The organism is Glutamicibacter sp. AGC46 (assembly GCF_053543715.1).
The window spans coordinates 107,430-131,161 of the sequence record NZ_JBLVOJ010000009.1; the positions used below are offsets into that span (position 1 = coordinate 107,430).

Sequence of the window (23,732 nt, forward strand, 5' to 3'; positions counted from 1 at the left end):
GGCTTCTCCGCATCCAGAGCACTGTCGAATACAGCAATGGCCAGGACCGAACGGTCCTGGCCATTGCCTTTCCGCTAACGCGGAGGGCTAGCGCTCGATGTCGCCGCGAATGAAGGCTTCCACCTTGTTGCGCGCGGTCTCATCGTCGTACTGCTCTGGTGGCGACTTCATGAAGTAGCTCGAAGCCGACAGGATCGGACCGCCGATGCCGCGGTCCAGGGCGATCTTCGCTGCGCGTACGGCATCGATGATCACGCCGGCCGAGTTTGGCGAGTCCCAAACTTCCAGCTTGTATTCCAGGTTGACCGGAGCATCGCCGAAGTTGCGGCCCTCGAGGCGGACGAAAGCCCACTTGCGGTCATCAAGCCATGCAACGTAGTCGCTTGGGCCGATGTGCACGTCGTCTTCGCCCAAGGCGGCGGAGGTGTTCGAGGTGACTGCCTGGGTCTTGGAGATCTTCTTGGACTCCAGGCGATCGCGCTCGAGCATGTTCTTGAAGTCCATGTTGCCGCCAACGTTCAGCTGGTAGGTGCGGTCCAGGACAACGCCGCGGTCTTCGAACAACTTGGCCATCACGCGGTGGGTTATGGTTGCGCCGATCTGGCTCTTGATGTCGTCGCCAACGATTGGCACACCGGCGTCAGTGAACTTCTGCGCCCACTCTGGGGTGCCGGCGATGAATACTGGCAGGGCATTGACGAATGCAACGCCTGCGTCGATGGCGCACTGCGCGTAGAACTTGGCGGCCTGCTCGGAACCAACTGGCAGGTAGCAAACCAGGACATCGACTTCGTTGTCCTTCAGGGACTGGACGATGTCAACTGGCTCGGCTGCAGACTCTTCGATGGTCTCGCGGTAGTACTTGCCCAGGCCATCCAAGGTGTGGCCGCGCTGAACGGTCACTCCGGTGGTTGGAACGTCGGCAATCTTGATGGTGTTGTTCTCGCTGGCCAAGATGGCTTCCGAGAGGTCGAGCCCGACTTTCTTGGCGTCGACATCGAAGGCGGCAACGAACTGAACGTCGCCCACGTGGTACTGACCGAACTGCACATGCATGAGACCTGGAACCGTGGAATCAGCATCGGCGTTTCGGTAGTACTCAACACCTTGGATAAGGGAAGTGGCGCAGTTGCCTACGCCTACGATGGCAACGCGAATCGGGTTCGCCGACACATGAACTCCTTATTGAAATGTATAAAACCTTTGGGCAATAGGGCGCGCAAAAGCGCATTGCGCAAATTGACCCATAATGATCTTAAGTCTTAATGGAGTGCAAACATTCCCAATCGTGCCCGGTATCACCGAATAACTATCGGGGCGGCCGCTCTGGGCTAGCGAAACCGAGGTTATTACTGCACTGTCTCAGCGCAGCTGCACCAATAGCAGGTAAAGCACCTAAGGATTGGATACTACTGACAGTGACGATCAATTCAGGCATTAAAGTGACTTCATGGGCTAAGACCTAGTTGGTCATGACCATGAGTTGGCGCCATTTTTGCGTGCTAGCCCGAACTGGTGCCGCAACTTCACCAAAACCCTGACTAGCGGTGCAGGCAACGTGGTTCTGAGGCGGTGGCGCAAAGGCTGGCGGCGAATATGCGCCAGCATTTCCGGATCAGTGTGCAGCTTTCCAGCTCGAGCTCGCTGCGCGAGAATCTCGAGGGACTGAACGAAACTGTGGTCCACCCTGTGGAAGTAGTTTTCCCGCAACCAGGCTTTGGTAGGTTCACCGAAGCTCAAGCCGGCGACGTCATCCAAGGTGCCGATGACGCCGGAGGCAACAAAGACCGTATTGATCATCTGCGCGCTGACGCCGAAGTCGGAAAGGACCAGCGTTGGCAACCCGCGATCAATGGATTCCAAGGCAGCAGTCGAAGACACTGTCACCAAGGCGCTGCCATCGGCCAATGCTTCACTCATCGATCCGGTATCGAAGCGAAGCCGCGACTCGGGCCCGATCCGCCGTTCGGACTGCAACTTCTCGAACAGCGAATCGTACGGGAACGCCTCGAGATGCGTTTGGGGCTCACCGGCCTTGGCGCGGAGCTTGACGATCACCTCAAGTTCGGGATTCATCTTGCTAGCCTGCTCGAGAGCCAGCAGGATCGACTCGCGTTCGCTCTCTTGGGCAGGTACCTTCGCTTGCGGCGCGAACACCAAGCGTTCGACCACCTGCTTTTGCGCTGGCGGGAATCCTGCCGAGTGCAAGAACGGGAGCTTGCTGACCATGATGGTCGGCTGGTGCCCTACCTGGCCTTCGATCATGAATGAGAAATCACGGGCTTCGGCATGCGAATGGCAAATGAACGCATCGCCGGCTCGACGATAGTTCCACCCCTTCTGCGTGGCGGGGAATGCCACGCCAGGCAGGGCGGAAATCAGTGCGGTGCACCGGCCATCAGTCGGCTCGGTGCGAAGCATGCGAGAGTAGATCTCGGCAACTACCGGCCCGGTAGCCGAAGCGAAAACAATGTCTTCATCTACGGTGTCGGCTTCTAATTGGGATACGGAAATCACCTGCAGGATATCCGGATCCAGATCCGTGCCTTCAAAGGCGGCTGCGATCTGGTCGGCGGTCGGCATCACCGGGGTCCGCGCCAAATACACCTTGCGATCCCATGCGGGACCTAGGCGGTTCAGGAAGCTCGTTGCCAGCTTCAGATAGGAATCCGAGTCGGCGATGGCAAGTATTGATGGCTTCATCGGCTGATTCACACCTTCAATGAACTGGATAGGTGCTCGCGCAACTCGGATGGGGTACCAGGGGTCCACCAGCTGTCAATCACGGCTTGCGGATAGAGGCAGCGGGCATCAGGACCCAGCAGCAGGCGCAGGGATGGAATCACCGTGGAAGGCAAGGCGCGGATCTCCTGGCCTGGTCGCAGGACACGCAAACGCATTTCAATGGGAACGGTGTGCTCCTTGAGCACCACCTGATCAATCCTCGAGATCTTCTCCAGCAATTCGGGAGTTTCACGGCGATGCGGGAAGTACGCAACCGGGCCTTCGGAAGCGATCTGCTCAATCCAGCGCAGATACGGCTGCTCAAAAATCAGCTCATCAGCCACCATCGCCGAACCGATCAGCAAGGTTGGTTCGGTGAACTGCTCGGCTACCGGCTGGGTAGCGAGCCATTCAAACTTGTGCTGCGCGAATTTGATCCCCAGATCAGCCATCTTCTGACGGGATGCCGGGTCGACATACAACGCTGAAACAATCAACAGGCGATCTTCACGGGCCAGCTGGCGCAAACGATGCCAGGTCGCCAATCCCATTGCCACGCGTGCTGCGGAATTCCTGGTCCGGGCGCGCACCAACGGGGTGGGCTCATCGGAAATGAGCTGCTTGATCAGGGCCAGCGTAGCCATGCCGTCATCGATGATCACGATTTCCTTGGCCCGTACGCCTGCCAGCAGCGTGCGCTGGATCTTGCCCGAGTAGGCGTCGCCGGTGACATACCGATCGGCAGCGCCCTTGGGCTGCGGAGGCTTACGAGCGGCCGGTTCAAAATGAACCCCTGCAGGGGCATGATTCAGCATTGCCTGCGTCGTGGCTTCCAGGGGCATTCCCTGACGGGGGATGATCCGGATGTCCGTGCCCAGCAGCCCCGCTGCATGCGTTTCTACCGCCGAAAGCAGCTGCAGTGGCGACTCCACCCAAACGTGCGCGGTGCCGAAACGCGGGCGTGGCACCTCGTGGGTGTCATGTTGAGTCAGTTTCATCATGGTGAGGGTCATTTTGCCAGTCGGCTCAGGGATTTGGAAAGCGTGTCCAGCTGCTTGGAACCATTGCGCAGCACACGGCGCGAGGCCCCGCGGACTTTGGAAGGCAGCGAGCGGCGCGAGCTGATGTGCGCCCAGCGTGGAGGCAGCTCGAGCCTGGTGATGCGCCGGCGCTTGAAATGAGCCGAGAACTCCGGGTAGTGCGCGGACAAGAAGGACTCGGCCTGCTCGCGCAGGTGAGGCAGTTGCGCGGCCTGCATGCAGTAGGCCACGGCAGCCAGCAGTTCGGTGAGGCGGTCGCTGCCGCCACCGTGCGCCGGAACCGGCACGTCCTGGACGAACAAGGCATGGATGATGGACAACGGGATGCGGTTGGAATTCTCGTAGGGAGCCAGCGCCTGGAGCAGTCTGCCGGTGCCCACTGCGTAGACCTCGGTATCCAGGATGTACTTGGCGGTGGCCAAGCCCGTGGAGAAGCAGGAGATCACCACGGCTGGACGTACCGCCGCGATGACGGTTTCCGCCAGATGATCGGTGCCGACCAGCCGGAAATCCAGCCCCATGTCCCTGGCGGCTGCAGACAAGCGTGCCGCTGAGGTGGCGCTGGCCGATGGGTGCGCCTTGAACAGGACGGTGGAAATTTCCCGGCGGGCCACCTCGTTGAGCATCTCCAGATGCAGCTCGAATTCTTCCTCGGCATCCATCAGGCCCAAGGAACCCAGGTACTGGCCGAGGATCAGCGCACTGCCGGTTGGCAGATCGAATTCTGCCCCCTGGGCCAGTTCGCCGAAGATTGCAGCCAGGCCGCCGGTGGCCAAGACCTCGCGCCGCGGCTCGAGCTCTGCGAGCAGGTGAGGCTTCAGTCCTGGAACCAAGTCCACATGGACGGTGCCCATGACGCGCTGGCGAAGCGGCATTGGCAATCGATTACGGGTTGGGCCATAGGACATCAAGCCGTCGGAGTGGATCCACAGCTGGGCATCAAAGAAAATACGCGCCAGCGCACGCGCCGGATTGACCTGGATGGATTCCAGAACCAAGGTCAAGGGTTCATTGCCCAGATCCCAAGCGCTGCGCAGGAGGCGTTCGAAAATATGCAGCTCGTCCTCACGCGGGTTGAACTGTGCCGGGCGACGCGGGGAGGTCAGCGCAGCGAAATCCACCACGCGGTCAAAGCGGGCGGCAAGCTTCTCGAAGCCCGGGACTTCATCCAACGCAGTAGTCAGTTCCGGAACCTGCGAGCCGTTAGCCAAGACGAGAATTCGTTCATCTGCCTCGGGGAGCAGTCCTGCATCGGCCATCGCGGCCAGAGAAGCAAGCTGGAAATAGCTGCTGGCTTCAATCAGTGCGATCACTTGGCGGCCCCGATCTGACCTGGCTGGAGGAAGGAGAGAATATGGCGGCGACGGGCAACGTCCATCTCGAGGGCAACCTGGCGGGCCATCGGCGCATCAATAGTGGTGAATACCTGGCGCAGTTTCTGCTTCATCTCCAAGCGGACTTCCGGCGGGTAGTTCTTCGCGCGCTTCTCGTGGTGGCACACGATGGCGAAGAACTGCCGCATCGCCTTGGGCAGGTGGCGATCCGCGTCCGAGTGCAAGCGCACCTCGGTGAGGATCTGCGAGTAGGCCGGAATGAAGCCGAGCTGACGGTGGTCGAAGACCTGGGTCAGCGAGCCGGGCAGGCCGCGGCGGTAGAACACCCCGGGGGAGGAAACGACGGAATAGCGCTCGGTGTTCAGATGCAGCTTCCATAGCCAGAGGCGGTCTTCGGCGCTGTGCAACTGCGCGTCGAAGTACATCAGTTCGCGGGCGCGCATCAGGTCGGTGCGGTACATGCCCGCCCACACGAAGGCGTAGTCCACCATGGACGGCGAATCGATAGGTTCAATGTCATCGGCCGGGTTCAGCGGCATGCCGCGCAACGCCTGCGGGGCGCGGTGGATGACGCGATTGGTGCCGGTGACACGCACATGATCGCAACGCACGAAGTCCACGTGCAGTTCGGTCAAGGATTCCGCCAGGGCTTCCAAATGCTCGGGGGAGTACCAGTCGTCGGGGTCGAGGAAGGTGAAGTATTCGCCGGTGACCTGTTCCAACCCGGCATTGCGGGCGGCAGAAACTCCGGCATTCTCAGGCAGCGAGATCAGGTTCAGGCCAGGCAATTGGTCTTGGTAGCTGCGAACCAGGGCAGCAGTCTGGTCATCGGAAGCGTCATCAACCACGAGCACTTCCAGCTCCCAGCGTCCCAGCTTCTGCCGGACCAGCGATGACAAGGCATCGCAAATATATGCTTCTTGGTTATAGGCGGGGATAACCACGGAAATGCGCCCGGGGATCAAACTCATCTGTGCTTCAAGGCCTTCCTCATGCAGACAAAAATAAACGGCGGTTGGACCCGTCGGTGAGTCCAACCGCCGGATACGTTGGCGTGCTTAGGCGTCGACGCGGCGCAGGCGCGAGAGCGGTGCCAGCTCGCCTGGGAAGACCTTCTTCACGCCGTCACCCATGGCCTGCTCCAGGATGCGGATGTCGCGGATCAGCGACTCGAAGCCCTTTGGCTCCAGCGACGAGGCCTGGTCCGAACCCCACATGGTGCGGTCCAGGGTGATGTGGCGCTCGACGGTCACTGCGCCCAGGGCAACAGCAGCCAGCGAGATCTGCAGGCCGCGCTCGTGGCCCGAGTAGCCCACTGGGACCTGGTAGCGGTCGCGCAGGGTCTCGATCATGCGCAGGTTGGCCTCTTCAGGAGGCAGCGGGTAGGTGGAGGTAGCGTGCATCATGACCAGGTTCGAGGTACCCAGGGTCTCGACGGCCTTGTCGATCTGCTCGATGGTGGACATGCCGGTGGACAGGATGATCGGCTTGCCGGTCTGCGCCAGGGCCTTGAGCAGCTCGATGTCGGTGACCGATGCGGAGGCGACCTTGTGGGTGACTGCACCCTGCTCTTCCATGAATTCGACCGATGGAACATCCCATGGCGAGGCGAAGGCGTGCAGGCCCTTGGAGGCTGCGTAGGAGATGAGTTCCTTGTACTGCGCCTGGTCGAACTCGACGCGGTAGCGGTAGTCCAGGTAGGTCATGTCGCCCCATGGGGTGGAGCGGATCTTGTCGCGCATGTCCATCGGGGTGGAAATGTCCGGGGTGCGCTTCTGGAACTTCACTGCGTTGGCACCGGCTTCAGCAGAGATATCGATCAGCTGCTTGGCGATCTCGATGTCGCCGTTGTGGTTGATGCCGATCTCGCCGATGACGTAGACCTGCTGGCCTGCGCCAACCTGGACGTCGCCGATAGCAACAGGCTTGATGTCAGTAGTCATGGAAGTCATGGGTATTGCCTTTCAGTGGGTGAAACTTGGAGAACTCTTGGTAGCGGTGCGTGCGGCGAGAACCAGTTCGGCTAGTTCCCGTACCGCTCCGTGCCCGCCCTTGCGGGTCAGTTTGTACCGTGCTGCCCGGTGCACATCTTCCTGGGCATCGGCCACGGTGATCGGCCAGCCGACCAATGCCATCGCGCCCAGATCGTTGATGTCGTTGCCCACGTAGGCAACACGAGCCGGATTGATGGATTCGTCAGCCAGCCAGCGGGCCAGGTATTCGGCCTTGTTGTCGATTCCGTGGGCCACTTCGACGTTCAGCTTGGCGGCGCGGGCGGCGACAACAGGATTGATTTCCTTGGAGAGAATAAGGAACTTCACTCCGGCAGCCCGCAACCGGGCCACTCCCATTCCATCGGAGCGGGAGACGCGCACGGTTTCGGTTCCGTGCTCATCGACATACGCGGTGTCCGGGGTATGCACCCCGTCGAAATCCGTGATGACCGCGTCGACTTCGATCGGTTCCTGGGTGGCCGGAACGGCCAGCCCAGCGAGCAGCAGGTCTGCCTCGGTATCGATGTCGATGCCGTGCTCTGCCGGAACTTCGTGAACCCGGACCTTTCCGAAGAAACGGTGCCCTGCCTCGCGGAATCCCCGGGTATCCATCACGTAGAAGGCCCCGGTTTCGCGGAAGCGCGGTTCGCGATCCTGGCGACGCGGACGGTGCAGCTTGTCGTGGCCTACGGCGACCGCTTCGCCCTGCGGATCCAGGCCCCAATGGAAACCGTGGTCCGCTACAGCTGCGAAGCTGACGTCGGCGCGTTTCGAAGAAACCGCCGCAATGGCTGCGTCCAGATCCTCCGGATCGATGAACGGGCTGGTGCACTGGATGAACACGGTGATCTCTGGCTGAGATTCCGCATTCGCTAGCGCGTGGAGCAGAACTGACTCGCTGCTGGCCGTGTCGCCGGCGATATCTGCCGGTCGATCGATGACTCGCGCCCCGTAGCGAAGCGCTTCGGCCTTGATCTGCTCATGGTCGGTACTGACCACGACGTCGCTGACTGCCGCCGCGGATCTGGCTGATTCGATTGCGCGGCCCAGCAGCGATTTGCCGCCGATCTCACGCAGGTTCTTAAGCCGGATGCCCTTGGATCCTCCCCTGGCGGGGATGATCGCCATGGCATTTGGCTGGTTGGTTTTGCTCACGAGTAAGACGCTATGGGCACAAGTTAACTAAGAGGGGGCATCTGGGTTAACGCACGGTGAAGTGCCGGTGTAATCACCTGTTTGTTTGCTGAATGCGAGGTCAGCAAGCGTTTTACGTACCAGTAGGCGAATCCGGAAGAGGGATTTCGAGCCCTCGGAACCGCATATAAGATCAAAGCGACTAATGAAACATGAGTGTGCAAGGCGGAGCTTAGGCACAGAACATTTAGGCTGGAGGGTATGCACGAGCCAAACCAGTCACAGCCCACGCGTGGCCCCCTGCGGATTACCGTGCCATCACGCGCTGACGGGTTCCTTCGACAGTTCACCGCAATGATCGGTGGCCGCCTGGGACGACACAGCGATCCAGGCCGAGTCGATCCAGGATTCTTCAGCGTGGAACGAGTCATTATCCTGATGACCACCGTGGGCGCCTTGCTGATGCTCCTTGCCAAGAACCCCTGCCGGGTCAACGGGTGGACTGGCAACAACCCGTACGCCTATGCGTGCTACAGCGACTGGGTTCCGCTGTTCTCCGCCCGCGGCTTCGCCGAGAACCCCTGGGCGCCATTCAGCGCGACCGCCCAGTTCGAGTACCCGGTACTGATGAGCACGGTGGCCTCGGCCGTTGCCTCGATCATCCCCACGGGGATCGAAAACCGTTCGCTGCTGTACTTCGACATCAACCTGCTGCTCGTTGCGATCCTGTGGATGGTCACCGTGATCGCCACCCTGCGGATGACCGGGCGCCGCCCGTGGGATGCCGCAATGGTGGCTATTGCCCCGGGCATCATCCTGGCCGGCAGCATCAACTGGGACATGTGGGCTGTGGCCTTGCTAGCCCTGGGCATGCTGGCATTCGCACGAAAGCACACCGTCCTTGCCGGGGTGCTGATCGGCTTAGGTGCCGCGATGAAGATCTATCCGTTCTTCATCCTCGGCGCGGTGCTGGTATTGGCCATTCGCACCGGCAGGCTCAAGACCTTCTGGGTGACTGGCGGAACCGCCGCGGCGACATGGGCACTGGTGAACCTCCCCTATGCGCTGGCGTTCCCCGACTCGTTCATGCACTTCTTCAACTTCTCTTCTGAACGCGGGGCAGGCTTCTCCAGCTTCTGGCACGCATGGAATGTCATCGCCGATAACAGGGGAGGGGCCCCGCTCTTTGAAGCCGAACAGATTTCCCGTTACGGCCTGATCCTCTTCTTCCTGTGCTGCGTGGGCGTCGCAGTGCTGGGCTTGACTGCTAAACGCACCCCGCGCCTGGCCTCCATGGCCTTCTTGATCATTGCTTCCTTTGTCATGGTCAATAAGGTGTATTCACCACAGTTCATCGTCTGGCTGATTCCGCTGTTCGCCCTCGCCTTGCCGCGCTGGCGCGAATTCGTTGTCTGGATGCTCGTGGAAATCGCGCACTTCTACGCTGTTTGGTTCTACCTTGATTCCCTCTCTGCGGAAGAAGCGCAGAAGGCCTTCCCTGAGACCGGTTATGCGGTGCTGGTGCTGGCGCATATGGTGATGCTGGGATACCTGATGTTCTTGGTGGCACGTTCAATTCTTGATCCACGCCACGACCCGATTCGTGCCGTGGGCCAGGATGATCCTTTGGCCGGCCCATTCGCCGGACTGGAGGACCGCTGGACCCTGCGCGGACTGCTGCCTCAATCCAAGAAAACGAATGAAGTGGCGGGAAATAAATCATGAGCGATGTTGCCGTTGTCGGTGCGGGACCCAATGGGCTAGCAGCCGCAGCAGTTGCTGCCCGTGCTGGATTAAGCGTCACGGTATATGAAGCCAACGACACCATCGGCGGGGCCGCCAGAACGCAGCCGCTGAATGGTTCTGCAGCGAAATTCGATTTGGGCAGCGCAGTGCATCCGATGGCCATGCAATCCCAAGCCATGCATGAACTGGGCGTCCACGACAAGGTGGAGTTCATCGTCCCCGAGCTGTCCTTCGCCCATGTGCTGGATCGCCGGACCGCCTACGCGTACAAGGACCTGGAACGCACCGGGCAGGAACTTGGAGGCGCGGACGGCGAGATGTACACCCGGCTCCTGGGACCGCTGGTCAAGCAGATTGACGGGGTCAGCCAGACACTGCTCAATCCTCTGCTGAGGGTTCCCTCGAACCCCGCAGCGTTTGCGACCTTTGCCGTGAGCACGGTGGCGGGCATGGCCGTCAAGGAACTCTTTTCTGGAAAGTTTGAACGCGCCGCCGCGCTCTACGCAGGCTGTTCCGCCCACGTTGCGGGAGGCTCTCGCGGACCGGCCAATGCCGGGGCAGGACTGTTCCTTGCAGCAACAGCGCACGGCAAGGGATGGGCCATCCCGCGTGGAGGTTCCCAAGCCATCAGCGACGCCTTGGCCGAAGAAGCGATGGCTCATGGAGCAAAAATTCTTACCGGCACCCGCGTCAACCATGTTGATGAGCTTTCTGCGCAGAGCATCCTCTTCGATACCTCCGCCGAAAACGCGGCCAAGCTTTCAACAGGACACCTGCCTGAACGGCTCTCGCACGCGTTGAGCAGTATCCGGCGCTCGCCGGGAAGCTGCCTGGTGCACTACGTCCTTTCGGCACCGGTTCCATGGCGCGACGAGACTCTGGGCAAGGCCGGCACCGTGCACCTGGGCGGCACCGCGGCGCAGGTCGGGAAGGCCGAACGCGCCGCAGTGCGCGGGGGAGCGGCGAAGCCGTTCATGATTGTTGCCCAGCCCTCGCAATTTGATGATTCGCGGGCACCGCAGGGCCAGCACGTCATCTGGGCCTACTGCCACGTGCCACTGGATTCTCCGGTAGACATGAGCCGGGAACTGAAGGAAATGATTGAACAGGCAGCTCCTGGTTTCAGCGAGACAATCATTGAATCCCATATTGTCACCGCCCAGGACTTGGAAGTGCAGAACTCGGCACTGGTCGGTGGGGATCTTTCCGGGGGAACCATGGACCTGCTGGGCAGCATCAAGCGGCCTCGGATCTCGACCGACCCGTGGTACCTGCAGTCCAAAGGACTGTACTTGGTATCCTCGGCTGCGCCTCCGGGGCCGTCGGTGCACGGCATGGGCGGATTCCTCGGAGCGCAATCGATGCTCAAGCGGGAATACGGAATCGCAAATTGGAAATCGGTGAACTGAGAGGCAATGGAATCTGTGCTCGCGCAGCTCGTTGGCTGGGTTTTCCTGGCAGCACTCTGGTGGTTGTTTATCCGGCAATACCGCAAGGACCCACGCCGCTTGGGTCTGGCTGCACTTCTCTTGCCGCTGGTGTTCTTCACCATTTCGGCGGTCGTCGACCTATTGACCAGTGTGATCCCCGGGTTTGGGTTCCTCTTCTCCATAGTGCTGGTGCTGACCCCCCTGATGGTCATTGTCTTCGGTGCCGCGCTGATCTACAACGGGATCCTGATGTGCCGGCGCGAAGGAGCCAAACCTGCGAATCTGCTGTCGTTGGCAGCCGGGCTATCCGTCTTTGTCCTGCCAGTCATTGCGGTGCTGCTGATTCGCATCGAATCCTGGTGGACCTATTCGCTGGCTTTCGTCCTGTTCATGGCCTCCGTCTTCACGGCGAGCTTGTTCGCCATGCTGCTGCTGTACGCATGGGTGCACGCCAGATACCCATCCAAGGGCGAAGCCGCCGCCGTGGTGGTCCTTGGCGCCCGCACAATCAATGGCAAGGTCACCCCGTTGCTGCGTGGCCGCTTGGACAAGGGCATAGACCTGCATCAACTGCAGCCATCTCCTCGCCCCTTCATGGTTCCGACCGGGGGACAGGGCCATGATGAGGAAGAACCAGAGGGCGTAAGCATGGCCCGCTACCTGCGTGAGCAGGGCATTGCCGATGAACAGATTCTGGTTGAAGACCGGGCCAGGGACACCTTTGAGAACCTGGAGTTCTCCGACGCCTTGGTCCGTGCCCAGCGTCCGGATGGCCAGCTGTGGTTGGTCACCAGCGACTATCATGCGCTGCGTGCAGCGATGGCGTCACGCAAGCTCGGCCTGGATGCCCGTGCCTTCGGCGGGAAAACGGCGGCCTACTACCGTCCGAGTGCCTTCCTCAGGGAATGCGTTGCGATCGTGCGGGATCAAAAGAAGCTGATGATCTTGCTGGCCCTTCCCTTCGCATTAGCCGTCGCAGGGATGATGTTCGTGCTCACGACGACCTTCTAACTTCCTTGGCACCCTGGGCCCATGCACCATCTGGTGCATGGGCCCAGTTTTCGCTTCCCTGCCATCACCCTTTTGGTTGAGCCATAAATCAGCACTGGGGGCGGTGAAAGCTGGGCTCGAATTCCCTAGGCTGGAAATATGATCCAGGCAGAGCAGTTGACGAAGAAATACGGTGGAAAAACCGTGGTCGATAATGCGTCGTTCACGGTCCAAGAAGGCATGGTGACTGGGTTCCTCGGTCCGAATGGTGCCGGCAAGTCCACCACCATGCGCATGATCGTGGGACTGGCCAAACCTACCAGCGGTGAAGTGCTGGTCAACGGGCACGATTTCAAGAAATCACGTCACCCGCTGACCGAAGTCGGCACCCTGCTGGAAGCTAAGTCGGTGCACAAATCCCTGACTCCGCTGGCGCATTTGCGTGCCATGGCGGCTACCGCGGGGATCCCGAAGTCCCGAGTGCACGAAGTGCTGGATCTGACTGGCTTGTCTAGCGTGCAGCGCAAGAAGGTCGGCGGCTTTTCGCTGGGCATGGGGCAGCGGCTGGGCATTGCCACGGCCCTGCTTGGAGATCCGCAGGTGCTGATCCTCGATGAGCCGGTCAACGGCCTGGATCCCGAAGGCGTGGCTTGGGTCCGCAACCTGGCCCGCCAGCAGGCGGCCGATGGCAAAACCGTTTTCATCTCGTCCCACCTGATGAGTGAAATGGCCCAGACGGCGGATCACCTGATCGTGATTGGCCGTGGCCGCATCATGGCCGATGCGCCGATCACTGAATTCATCGACAACGGTCTTGACCAGACCATTGTGCGTTCAGCCGACATTGAGATCTTGATGAATGCGTTGAATGGTGAAGGTATTCAGCTACGCCGGATTGATGAGCATGGCCTGGAAGTTACCGGCCCCGATTCAGAATCCATTGGCCGCCGTGCCTTGGAATACGGGGTGGTGCTCAGCGAATTGCGTCCGCTGCAACGCACCTTGGAAGACGCCTACATGGAATTGACCCGCGATGCCGTCGAATACCACTCGAACACAGTTGCCGAGACTGGCGGCGGGAAGTAAGGACATGTCTAACCATCTAGCAACCGCACCGCATGGCAAGGTCACCCTCTTCGGCGTGCTGCGCAGTGAGTCCATCCGTTTCTTCTCCCTGAACTCCACCCGCATCCTGGTTCTCTTGGCCATCGTGTTCTATGTGGGCATTGCAGCCGTGGCCACGTGGGGCATTGGTTCGCTCAGTGCCAGCATGGGCGACACGGATCAGATGCCGGGCATGGAAGGCCTATCGGCCCCGGGATTCGCCGCTGAGCTCATCGGCTCGGGCCTGGTCTTCAGCCAGCTGATCCTTGGCGTGCTTGGTGTCCTGCTCTTCAGCGGTGAATTCACCACCGGCTCAGCGGTAAGCACGTTCCTGGCCAGCCCGCGGCGACTGCGAGTCCTGGCCGCCAAGGGCATCTTGATCATCCTGCTCACTGCCGTCGTCCAGATCGTCAGCTCGCTCTTGGCCTTCGCGATCAGCAAGCCGATTGCCGAGAACTACCAGATGAACTTGGAATTCAGCAGCGATGCCTTCCAACGGGTGCTCTGGTACGGAACGCTGGCGGTGACCATGGCGGCGTTGATCGGTTTGGCGTTGGGGATGCTGCTGCGCAACTCGGCCGGCGGCATCACCAGCCTCGCTGCCCTGTTCTTCGTGCTGCCGATCATCCTTTCCATCCTGACCGCCTTGACCGACTGGGCGCAGAATATCGCGAAGTTCACCCCTGACCAGTTGGGCATGGGGTTGGCGACGCCCGCAAGTGTTGTCACCAATTTGGAGACCTGGCAGCAACTGCTGGGCGTGGCGGGTTGGGTGGTGCTTCCACTGGTATTGGGTGCAATCCTGCTGACCAAGCGGGACATCAAGTAGCGCAGGGATTGATCGAGAAAACTAGACTGGAAACATGAGCCAACCGACGCTGCAGGAAACTGTGGTTTCCTTCGATGAACTGGCCGCCAAGCGCATGGGCCGGATACGCCGTTATTTGCGTACCCACCCACGTTTGGTGGTCATCGGTGCGGTAGTCATCTATCTGCTGCTCACACTGCCCGGTGTCCTGGTCATGGCAGCGATGCCAGAAGCCAACGCCACCGGCCTGCTGGTCGTCACCCTCGCCGTCAGCGCTGCCTTGTTGTACCGGCGCCGGGCGCCGATGACGGTGATCATCCTGGTGTTCATTTTCGAATGCCTGGCCCTGGTGATTGCTGGTCCGCAAGGTGGACTGGGCGGGGTAGGCATGATTATCGCCCTGTACACGGTCGCCACCAGCTATTCGGCCAAACGCACCATCCCGCTGGCCATCTTGGCCGGCAGCTTCCAGACGGTCCTGATGGTGCTGATGGGCTTCCCCGACATGGCCGGAATGGAATTCGACCCGCAAGATGGAATCGACGAAACCATCTTCACGCGCGTCATCATCGCCGTCTCGGGCAGCTTCGTCATCGGTTTCTACATTGCCGCAGCCGCGGTGGGCATGAATGTGCGCAACGCGCGCATCCACGAAGCTGAACTGAATCACTGGGCCTCGCAGGTCTCCGGACTGGCCCAGGTGCAAGAGCGCAACCGCATCGCCCGCGAAATGCACGACGTTGTCGCCCATTCGCTTTCGGTGATGATTGCCCTGTCAGAGGGGGCACGAGTGGTGGCCAAGCGCGATCAGGTCCGTGCCGACGAAGTGCTCAATGAGCTCTCTGGAACCGGTCGCGCCGCCCTGGCGGATATGCGCCGCATGCTGGGCGTGCTTCGCCAAGAAGAATCCGGAGAGCTGGCCCCGCAGCCTACCGGCGGGAACGTGGAGCAATTGCTCGAAGGATTCCGTACCGCAGGTCTGCCGGTCTCATTTACCCATACGGGCGATCCGTTGCCGGAGGACACCACCTTCCAGCTGACCGTCTTCCGTATCATTCAAGAGTCCCTGACTAATTCCTTGCGCTATGCCCGTAACGTAAGTGATGTGCAGGTTCGCCTGGAACGGCGCCGCGAAGAACTGCGCATGGAAATCATGGACAACGGAGATGCAACGAGAGTTCCGAGTATCGGCAGCGGACGCGGGCTGCGCGGCATGCGCGAACGAGCCGCGCTTTTTGGCGGAACGGTTGATGCCGGACCGGTAGCCAGTGGCGGATGGATTGTGAAAGCAGTCCTCAAGCTACCCGAATGCAGCTTGCAGAACGAAAACCAGAAGGCAGTGAAGGAATAAGCGTGGAAGACAAAATCAAGGTACTGCTGGTCGATGACCAGCCCCTCTTACGCATGGGATTCCGCCTCATCCTCGAAGGTGAAGACGACATCGTCATCGCCGGCGAAGCTGTCGATGGACTCGATGCCCTTGCCCAGACGGCCGCACTGAAACCCGATGTGGTCCTGATGGATGTGCGCATGCCCAAGATGGACGGCTTGGAAGCGACCGAACGCATCGCCAAGGACCATCCGGAAACCAAGATCATCATCCTGACGACCTTTGACCTGGACGAGTACGCCTTCTCAGGGCTGCAGGCAGGAGCCAGTGCGTTCCTGCTCAAGGACGTGGCCCCGGAAGAACTGGTCCAAGCGGTGCGCCTGGTAGCTTCCGGCGACGCTGTGGTGGCACCCCGGGTGACTGCCCGCCTGCTGGAAACCTATGTGCGCAACGCTGGCGCCGGGAATCGGAACCAGCCGGCCGAAACTCCGCATGACCCGCTGCTCGATGATCTCACCCCGCGTGAGCAGGAAGTGCTGCGTGCGCTTTCCGAGGGACTATCCAACGCCGAGATTGCACACCGTTTCTTCCTTTCCGAAGCGACGGTGAAAACCCACGTGCGGCGCATCCTGACCAAATTGCATCTGCGCGACCGTGTTCAAGCGGTGGTGTACGCCTACGAGACCGGGCTGGTCATTCCATCCCAAGGCCTGGACTACTAGGCTTCGCTGAGGCAGCAAAATGGCCGCCGGGTGAAACCCCATGGGGTTCCGCCCGGCGGCCATGGAGCTTTCTAGCGCTTATTGGCCTTGCGCTGCTTCTTCGCCGTAGAGCGCAGCTGTATCACGCGGGCCACCCCGGCGATCGCGACCACTAGGGCGCCACCAATAGCGGCAAAGAACAATGCCAGCCCGAGGTTGACCTGTCCCTGATACGCGAAGTAGTTCAGGGTCACCTGCTCCTGGTTCTGGGCAATGAAGATGATCAGCAGGATCAGCACGAGCAAGCCGAAGATCGTAGCGGTCCAGATACGACCCAACTTGGTCGCTGGGAGCTTATCTGCACCGGCAGGTTTGGCCCGTTGGACCTTGGAATCCATCGGTACGGTGGTCTCCACTTCGACCTCGCGTGATTCTGCTGGAATGTTCTCTTGCTCTGGTGTTCGATCAGCCGTAGCCATGATGAACTCGCTTTCCTTGTCTCCGGGACTGCTTTCAGCTTCGTCGAGAGCGAGGTGCCAAGTCAAGACCCGGATAGGGGTGTCTGCCAGGTTGCCAGGGCGGAGGCAGGCCCAGCAGGACATCAGCAAATGTGGTTCAGGCTACTAAGCTGGGAGGCAATTCGACTTTTCAGGCGGGAACCAAAACCTGAAGAACCGTCTGACAAACATCTCTTGACAGAAAGAAGTGAGTAACCAGCCATGGCACAAGCCGCAGCAATGGCCCACATTGCAGATCTGGCCGAATATGTCGCAACCTCGCCATCGAGCTACCACGCCGCGGCCTCGGCCGCGCAGCGCTTGGACGCTGTTGGATTCACCGGTCTGGACGAAAAGCAGGCTTGGAACCTGGTCCCGGGTTCCTACTACGTGGTCCGCGACGGTGCGATCATCGCTTGGGTGCAGCCAGAAGCTGCCACTGCGACCAGCGGATTCCACATCCTCGGCGCCCACACCGACTCGCCGGGCTTCAAGCTCAAGCCGAAGCCAACCACCGGTTCCAACGGCTGGTGGCAGGCAGGGGTCGAAGTCTACGGCGGACCGCTGCTGAACTCCTGGCTGGACCGCGAACTGGTGCTCGCCGGCCGATTGGTGCTCAAGGACGGTTCCGAGCACCTGGCGAAGACCGAACCAATCCTGCGCATCCCGCAACTGGCGATCCATCTGGACCGCCAGGTCAATGAGGGCCTGACCCTGGACAAGCAGACCCACACCAATCCAATCTTTGGCGCCGGCGATCTGGCGGATGCCGACATCCTGGCGATCCTGGCGAAGTCTGCAGGTGTCGACCCGGCCCAGGTAGCCGGCTACGACATCCTGACCGCGCCCGCGCAGCGCGGCGGGGTCTTTGGCGAGGGCAAGAACTTCTTCGCCAGCGCCCGGCTGGATAACCTCACTTCGGTGCACGCAGGCCTGATTGCGCTGACGGGCCATTCCCGCAAGCCAGCAGGCAACCGCATTGCCATGCTTGCTGCCTTCGACCACGAAGAACTGGGTTCCTCCTCGCGCTCGGGCGCTTGCGGCCCATTCCTGGAAGAGCTGATCAACCGCATCCAGGCATCCATGGATGCCTCAGTTGAAGACACCGCTCGCGCCCTGTCGAATTCTGTATGCCTGTCTGCCGATGCTGGCCACGCGGTTCACCCGAACTACCCAGAGCGCCACGACCCAGCCAACCGTCCGCAGCTGAATGCCGGCCCGCTGCTGAAGATCAATGCGAACCAGCGTTATGCCACCGATGCGGTGGGTGCTGCCGCATTCGCCAACTGGTGCGAGTCGGCGGGAGTTCCCTACCAGGAGTTCGTGTCCAATAACCGCGTACCGTGCGGATCCACCATTGGACCATTGACCGCGACCCGACTGGGCATTCGCACCCTGGATGTGGGAGTCGCGCTGCTGTCCATGCACTCGGCCCGCGAGATGTGCGGCGTTGACGACCCTTGGTATCTGTCCAAGGTCTCTCGCGAGTTCTTCGGAGCCTAGCAAGTCCAACCTGAAAAGCCGGCCTGCGGGCTGGCTTTTCGCCTCCCCGGGGGATCTTCGCGCGGTACGGTTTACTGGTGGCATAATCGGCACCATGACGATCCTCAACCAGAACACGTTGATCTTCCAGCAGACGAAGAACATCTCGAAGAACGACTTCGCGATCCTTGATTCGTCCGGGATGCAGATTGCCCACGTGGATACCGGCGGAAGCGCGCTGGGCCGCATGTTCGTCGGGGCTCGCGAACTGACCGTCTTTGACGGACCAGGCAATCCGGTTGTCATGGTCAAGGACACGATGACCATGGGCCGCGATCGTTTTGAAATCCTTGATGGCAACGCTGCCCCGCTGGCCAGCCTGGTCAAGAGGATCACTTTCTTCAAAACCAGGGTCTCCATCTCGATGCTGGGCGAAGAGCTCGAGTTACTGGGTAGCATCTGGGACTTCGACTTCCGGATCACCGGTCCCGGCGGAGTTCTGGGAACCGTGACCCGGGAATGGTCCGGGATGGGCAACGCATTGCTCGGCAAGTCAACCTATGCCCTGCGCTTGGCGAAAAACCTCAACGCACAGCAACGCCAGGCAGTGATCGGCTCGGTGCTGGCACTGGATTTGATCCGTGAAAAGCAACAGCGCAATTCTTAACGGAGCTGAGGTAGGCGCCGCCAGGAATACTTCTTCGTCGCAGGCCAGCCTTGGTTCTTGGCCGCTGTCGTGTTGCAGTCGGGTAACTGTCACGTCGATGTCGTGGTGCTTTCGGGGCGCCATTGGCTAGCGTAAGTGGCATGAATGAATCACGGATTGCAGAGCTTCGCCGTGCCAAGGGCTGGACGCAAGAACGTCTAGCCGCCGAAAGCGGCATCACTGTCAGAACGGTCCAACGGCTCGAAGCCGGAAATGATGCGAGCTTGGAGACTATCTCACTGGTCGCCAAGGCCTTGGAGGTGCCGGTTGGAGACCTGTTCAAAAGCGTCCAGACTCCGAAGTTCTCCGAGGCCGTGGATGGGCTTGAAGCGCGGGCCCAAGCAGATCAAGATCGTCGGGATTCGGCAACGAAGGGGATCCTGGCCGTGTTCCGCGGGCTGGGCATCCTGGTCACTTTCGGCACGGTCATCTTGGCTACCACCGGCAACTTTGGGTGGTACATCTGGTTGCTGATCCCGGTGTACTGGGGCGTCGGGCAGCTGCTGCTTGAGGCTGCTTTCCGTCTGAGCCTGGATGCCAAACTCGACGCCAAATACCCGCTGTCCACGGCAAATCGGAAACTGCTGGGCTAGGTCCATGCTGCGAAGCGCAAACCCAGGCACCGCCCATGAGGTTCCCACGGGTCGTTAGACCGACTGTTGCCCATTGATAACCTGCTGTTTACCCCCTGCTGGTCTGATCAATGACTATGAGTTCGAATTCCCTGCAGGTCAAGAATTTCCGCCCGGAGATCCAAGCGCTCCGCGCCTTGGCGGTTCTGCTGGTCGTCGCCTATCATCTTGAGCCATCCGCAGTTCCAGGCGGTTATATCGGGGTTGACATCTTCTTCGTCATCTCGGGCTTCCTGATTACCTCGCACCTGCTGCGTGAAGCCGAACGCACCGGCCGGGTCAGCCTCGCAGCCTTCTTTGCCGGCCGAGCGCGAAGAATCCTCCCGGCTGCCATGCTGGTGATCCTGGTAGTTGTCGTGGCAAGCCTGCTGATCTTTCCCAAAACCCAGTGGGGTGCCTTGGGCACCCAGGCCATCGCCTCTGCCTTCTCGGTGCAGAACTGGGTTCTCGCCGCCGACTCCGTCGACTACCTCGCTTCGGATCAAGCACCCGGGCCGTTGCAGCACTTCTGGTCCCTGGGCGTGGAGGAGCAGTTCTACCTTTTCTGGCCGTTGCTGGTTTTGGCCGTGTGCCTGTTGGCCAAACCGAATGCGGACGCTAGCAGTGGCGATGGATTTGCCCCGCGGCGCCGCATGCTCTGGATCATTTTCTCAGCCACCGCACTTTTGTCGCTGGGATACTCGGCCTATGCCGGTTACTCAGGCAATAGCGCCGGATACTTCATCACCACCACCCGCATTTGGGAACTGGCCGTCGGCGGACTGCTGGCCTTGGCAGTCCAGGCGCACGCCAACGGCGCCTTGAAGCTTCCACCGTGGGCAACCAGCTGGCAGTTCAGAAATCTTGCCGTACTCGTGGCTTTGGCGGCGATCTGCTTCGCGGCATTCAGCTACAACGCCACAACAGTCTTCCCGGGGATTGCGGCGGCCCTCCCGGTTCTTGGCTGCGCCGTGGTGATTGCCGCAGGCAGTACGCGAGGACCTGGTTCCCTGCACCCGCTGGTGAACTGGGCTCCCGTTCAATGGGTCGGCCTCGCCTCGTATTCGCTATATCTGTGGCACTGGCCGCTGATCGTATTCTTCATCGAACTGGCCGGGGGCAACCCGGACCCATTGCAGTCGCTGGCCTTGCTGGCCGGGTCCCTGCTCTTGGCTTGGGCCAGCTTGAAGTGGGTCGAAACTCCCATGCGCCACTTCCGCCCCATAGCCGGTTCTCCTGCCCGCTCCTTGATTGCAGGGGCGGCGATGGTCGGGCTGGCCGCGTCCATCGCGCTATTGCCAGGTGCCATGCAGCAGCATCTTGTGGGCCAGGAGCAGCGTGAGCTGGGCGCGATGATGCAAAACCCGCCAGCTGGTTTTGGCGCGGCCTCCGTGGGCCAGGGCGCACCTGCGTACCTTTCCGGCCATCGCCAGGTCGTCCCGCTTCCTGCGACGGCCGCCGAGGACCAGCCCGAACTGGGAGATTGCGTCCAGGAACCGAAATCCACGCAGATCAAGGAATGCGAATTCGGCAGCGAGGACGCCAGCTACACCGTGGCCCTGGTGGGTGATTCCCATGCAGCCCACTGGTTCGAGGCCGTCAGCCGATACGCCCAAAGCAAGGGCTGGAAAGTGGTGACCTATCTGAAGAATTCCTGCCCGTTCTCCGAGGCCCAGCGCAAGGCGGATCGGGATGGCAGCATCAACTGCGAAGAAGCCATCGACCAGACCATGGAAGCTCTGGCTGCGCGCGATGACATCAACGCGGTGATCACCTCGAGTTGGGGAGGAGCCACCTTTACCACTGACGCGGCACAGGGGCTGGCTTCGACGTGGTCCACCCTTGAAGACGCGGGCCTGCCGGTCTACGCCATTGTGGACACCCCGCGGCCGCCGCAGGATTCCTATGCGCGCGACTGCGTGGAAGAAAACGTGCAGAACCCGGATAAGTGCGCCTTCCCGGAAAAGGGAGCCTATGAAGTGGGCGATGCCACCAAGCAGGCCGCCGAACTGGAGCCGCGCGTCGAAGTGCTCGACTTCAGCGATTACTTCTGCATGGATGGAACCTGCCCGGCAGTGGTGGGGAATGTCTTGGTCTACCGGGACAAGCACCACATCAGTGATACCTACATGCGCACCTTGGCCCCGATCTTTGGCGAAAGGATCGAGGCTGCCTTGGATTCCGAGTAGCCCAGCATGATTTAGGACACCAAGGCTTATGCAAGTTCGGGTCTCTCGGGTAGGATTGGAAGGTCTGTGCCACTGCATGCCCGAAAGTTGGGCGTCTGGTGCACAGATAACGCAAGAACCTCCTGTTGCGGAAATACCGCGACCGTTTAGCCCAAAGGAGGTGGGTTCACATGCGTGCTTATGAACTTATGGTCCTCATTGATCCAGAGGTCGATGACCGCACCGTAGAGCCAACCATCGAGAAGTACCTCGAGGTTGTCCGCTCCAACGGTGGCACTATCGAAAAGGTTGATGTCTGGGGTCGTCGCAAGATGTCCTACGAGATCAAGAAGAAGGCAGAAGCCACTTACGTAGTGGTGAACTACACCGCAGAGCCAGCAGCTTCCGCTGAGCTTGAGCGCCAGCTCAAGATCAACGAACTGATCCTGCGCCACAAGGTCACCCGTCCGGAAGAGGCACGCGTTTAATTACGCGCAACCTTCCGTCGTAGGAATTAACGTTCAATCTTTTTAAGGAGAGTCAATGGCAGGCGAGACTGTTATTACCGTTATCGGAAACCTGACTGCCGATCCGGAGCTGCGTTTTACGCCGTCCGGTTCAGCCGTAGCGAACTTTACGATCGCTTCGACTCCTCGCACCTTTGACCGCCAGTCCAATGAGTGGAAGGACGGGGAAGCCCTGTTCTTGCGCGCATCGGTGTGGCGCGAAGCTGCAGAGAACGTTGCTGAAACGCTGACCAAGGGCATGCGTGTCATCGCCCAGGGCCGGTTGCGTTCACGTTCTTACGACACCAAGGAAGGCGAACGTCGCACCGTCATGGAGCTTGAAGTCGATGAAATCGGCCCATCGCTCCGTTTCGCGTCCGCCAAGGTCACCCGTACCCAGCGCTCCGGCGGTGGCAACGGTGGCTTCGGCAACGGTGGTGGAGGTTTCTCCAACGCACCGCAGCAAAGTGCACCAGCTCAGGCGCCGCGTCAGCAGCAGCCTCAGCAGGGTGGCGGATGGAATGCTCCAGCCGCAGACCCATGGAGCACCGGCGGAAACAACGGTGGCGGCTGGGGCAACCCGGGCGCAGACGAACCGCCTTTCTAAACAATATTTATTCACCATCCCGCAGATCACTCTGCGGGCTCCAAAGCTAAGGAGCTCCACGATGGCTAAGGCTGAAATCCGTAAGCCCAAACCAAAGTCCAACCCATTGAAGGCCGCTGACATCACTGTCATCGACTACAAGGACACCGCACTGCTGCGCAAGTTCATCTCCGACCGCGGTAAGATCCGCGCTCGTCGTGTAACTGGCGTTTCCGTTCAGGAACAGCGCAAGATCGCACAGGCAATCAAGAACGCACGTGAAGTAGCCCTGTTGCCTTACTCCGGCGCTGGCCGCGGCTAAGGAAGAGGGATAGCAAAATGGCAAAGATCATTCTGACTCACGAAGTATCCGGTCTCGGTGCTGCTGGCGATATTGTCGAGGTAAAGAACGGCTACGCCCGTAACTACCTGCTGCCACGCGGCTTCGCAATCGTCTGGACCCAGGGCGGTGAGAAGCAGGTGGAGTCGATCAAGGCTGCACGTGCTGCTCGCGCCGTTGCAAACCTTGAGGATGCTCAGGCACTTGCAGCTAAGCTGAAGTCCCAGCCGGTGAAGATCACCATGAAGGCTGGCTCGAACGGTCGCCTGTTCGGCACCGTTAAGACCACCGAAATTGCTGCTGCCGTAGAGGCTGCCGGTCTGGGTAAGATCGACAAGCGCAACATCGAGGTCAACGACCAGATCAAGTCGACTGGCAACTACACCGCAACCGTTCGCGTTCACGCTGACGTTCTTGCAAACCTGCGCCTGCAGGTTGTAGCTGCTGCCAAGAAGTAAGTCTTCTAGACTCAGCTTCTGTTCAAGAGGTGGGGGGACTCCG

The 23,732-nt window shown here is 60.4% G+C and carries 23 protein-coding genes; 15 read left to right on the top strand and 8 right to left on the bottom strand.

Features of this window, described 5'->3' with window-relative positions; translation table 11 throughout:
• Positions 1-87 precede the first annotated feature (87 nt).
• From ACNPM8_RS03635 to ACNPM8_RS03665, 7 genes are all read right to left on the bottom strand, one after another.
• Complete coding sequence (locus tag ACNPM8_RS03635) at positions 88-1,173, bottom strand: inositol-3-phosphate synthase (protein WP_105656607.1); 1,086 nt, start codon at positions 1,171-1,173, stop codon at positions 88-90.
• A 297-nt stretch (positions 1,174-1,470) separates the two neighbouring features.
• Positions 1,471-2,703, bottom strand: coding sequence for a DUF6716 putative glycosyltransferase (locus ACNPM8_RS03640; protein ID WP_286134086.1), 1,233 nt, complete (start codon positions 2,701-2,703; stop codon positions 1,471-1,473).
• An 8-nt stretch (positions 2,704-2,711) separates the two neighbouring features.
• Complete coding sequence (locus ACNPM8_RS03645; RefSeq protein ID WP_448939308.1) at positions 2,712-3,722, bottom strand: hypothetical protein; 1,011 nt, start codon at positions 3,720-3,722, stop codon at positions 2,712-2,714.
• An 11-nt stretch (positions 3,723-3,733) separates the two neighbouring features.
• Positions 3,734-5,077 carry a polysialyltransferase family glycosyltransferase gene (locus ACNPM8_RS03650; RefSeq protein ID WP_448939309.1) on the bottom strand — a complete coding sequence of 448 codons (1,344 nt, stop codon included), beginning with the start codon at positions 5,075-5,077 and terminating at the stop codon, positions 3,734-3,736.
• Complete coding sequence (locus tag ACNPM8_RS03655; RefSeq protein WP_448939310.1) at positions 5,074-6,069, bottom strand: glycosyltransferase family 2 protein; 996 nt, start codon at positions 6,067-6,069, stop codon at positions 5,074-5,076. The genes ACNPM8_RS03650 and ACNPM8_RS03655 overlap by 4 nt, the downstream gene beginning before the upstream one ends.
• Before the next feature lie 87 nt (positions 6,070-6,156).
• Positions 6,157-7,050 (bottom strand): N-acetylneuraminate synthase family protein, encoded by an 894-nt coding sequence (locus tag ACNPM8_RS03660; RefSeq protein ID WP_105656602.1) that lies wholly within the window; start codon positions 7,048-7,050, stop codon positions 6,157-6,159.
• 12 nt (positions 7,051-7,062) lie between these two features.
• On the bottom strand, positions 7,063-8,247 hold the full coding sequence (locus tag ACNPM8_RS03665) for a cytidylyltransferase domain-containing protein (protein ID WP_400289722.1): 1,185 nt from the start codon (positions 8,245-8,247) through the stop codon (positions 7,063-7,065).
• Between the two features lie 396 nt (positions 8,248-8,643).
• Between ACNPM8_RS03665 and ACNPM8_RS03670 the strand changes: the two genes are divergently transcribed.
• From ACNPM8_RS03670 to ACNPM8_RS03700, 7 genes are all read left to right on the top strand, one after another.
• Positions 8,644-9,951: a glycosyltransferase family 87 protein gene (locus ACNPM8_RS03670; RefSeq protein WP_448939311.1), complete on the top strand. Its 1,308-nt coding sequence runs from the start codon at positions 8,644-8,646 to the stop codon at positions 9,949-9,951.
• On the top strand, positions 9,948-11,381 hold the full coding sequence (locus ACNPM8_RS03675) for a phytoene desaturase family protein (protein WP_448939312.1): 1,434 nt from the start codon (positions 9,948-9,950) through the stop codon (positions 11,379-11,381). Before ACNPM8_RS03670 ends, ACNPM8_RS03675 begins: the two co-directional genes overlap by 4 nt.
• A gap of 6 nt (positions 11,382-11,387) precedes the next feature.
• Positions 11,388-12,413: a YdcF family protein gene (locus tag ACNPM8_RS03680; RefSeq protein ID WP_359189206.1), complete on the top strand. Its 1,026-nt coding sequence runs from the start codon at positions 11,388-11,390 to the stop codon at positions 12,411-12,413.
• A gap of 138 nt (positions 12,414-12,551) precedes the next feature.
• Entirely contained in the window at positions 12,552-13,478 is a 927-nt protein-coding gene (locus ACNPM8_RS03685) for an ABC transporter ATP-binding protein (protein WP_133833774.1), read from the top strand.
• Between the two features lie 4 nt (positions 13,479-13,482).
• The gene (locus ACNPM8_RS03690) at positions 13,483-14,325 is read left to right on the top strand and encodes an ABC transporter permease (RefSeq protein WP_448939313.1); all 843 of its coding nucleotides are present in this window, start codon (positions 13,483-13,485) and stop codon (positions 14,323-14,325) included.
• 34 nt (positions 14,326-14,359) lie between these two features.
• The gene (locus ACNPM8_RS03695; protein WP_105656595.1) at positions 14,360-15,655 is read left to right on the top strand and encodes a sensor histidine kinase; all 1,296 of its coding nucleotides are present in this window, start codon (positions 14,360-14,362) and stop codon (positions 15,653-15,655) included.
• Entirely contained in the window at positions 15,613-16,356 is a 744-nt protein-coding gene (locus ACNPM8_RS03700) for a response regulator (protein WP_105656594.1), read from the top strand. Before ACNPM8_RS03695 ends, ACNPM8_RS03700 begins: the two co-directional genes overlap by 43 nt.
• Positions 16,357-16,427: 71 nt before the next feature.
• Here ACNPM8_RS03700 and ACNPM8_RS03705 read toward each other — a convergent pair whose 3' ends face one another.
• A complete protein-coding gene (locus tag ACNPM8_RS03705) occupies positions 16,428-16,814 on the bottom strand; it encodes a LapA family protein (protein WP_133833776.1) in 387 nt (128 codons plus the stop codon).
• A 240-nt stretch (positions 16,815-17,054) separates the two neighbouring features.
• On the opposite strand from ACNPM8_RS03705, the gene ACNPM8_RS03710 reads away from it, so the two are divergent.
• The 8 genes from ACNPM8_RS03710 to rplI all read left to right on the top strand — a co-directional run bounded on the left by ACNPM8_RS03710 (position 17,055) and on the right by rplI (position 23,689).
• The gene (locus ACNPM8_RS03710) at positions 17,055-18,335 is read left to right on the top strand and encodes a M18 family aminopeptidase (RefSeq protein WP_448939314.1); all 1,281 of its coding nucleotides are present in this window, start codon (positions 17,055-17,057) and stop codon (positions 18,333-18,335) included.
• A 94-nt stretch (positions 18,336-18,429) separates the two neighbouring features.
• A complete protein-coding gene (locus ACNPM8_RS03715; RefSeq protein WP_448939315.1) occupies positions 18,430-18,981 on the top strand; it encodes an LURP-one-related/scramblase family protein in 552 nt (183 codons plus the stop codon).
• A 140-nt stretch (positions 18,982-19,121) separates the two neighbouring features.
• Positions 19,122-19,613 carry a helix-turn-helix domain-containing protein gene (locus ACNPM8_RS03720; RefSeq protein ID WP_105656590.1) on the top strand — a complete coding sequence of 164 codons (492 nt, stop codon included), beginning with the start codon at positions 19,122-19,124 and terminating at the stop codon, positions 19,611-19,613.
• Positions 19,614-19,729: 116 nt separating this feature from the next.
• Positions 19,730-21,820 carry an acyltransferase family protein gene (locus tag ACNPM8_RS03725; RefSeq protein WP_402735411.1) on the top strand — a complete coding sequence of 697 codons (2,091 nt, stop codon included), beginning with the start codon at positions 19,730-19,732 and terminating at the stop codon, positions 21,818-21,820.
• Positions 21,821-21,990: 170 nt separating this feature from the next.
• A complete protein-coding gene (gene rpsF / locus ACNPM8_RS03730; protein WP_060703203.1) occupies positions 21,991-22,287 on the top strand; it encodes a 30S ribosomal protein S6 in 297 nt (98 codons plus the stop codon).
• A gap of 55 nt (positions 22,288-22,342) precedes the next feature.
• Entirely contained in the window at positions 22,343-22,912 is a 570-nt protein-coding gene (locus tag ACNPM8_RS03735; protein WP_013350684.1) for a single-stranded DNA-binding protein, read from the top strand.
• Between the two features lie 61 nt (positions 22,913-22,973).
• Positions 22,974-23,213, top strand: coding sequence for a 30S ribosomal protein S18 (rpsR, locus tag ACNPM8_RS03740; RefSeq protein WP_013350683.1), 240 nt, complete (start codon positions 22,974-22,976; stop codon positions 23,211-23,213).
• 17 nt (positions 23,214-23,230) lie between these two features.
• Positions 23,231-23,689, top strand: a complete 459-nt coding sequence (gene rplI / locus ACNPM8_RS03745) for a 50S ribosomal protein L9 (protein ID WP_105656588.1) — start codon at positions 23,231-23,233, stop codon at positions 23,687-23,689.
• Positions 23,690-23,732 lie beyond the last annotated feature (43 nt).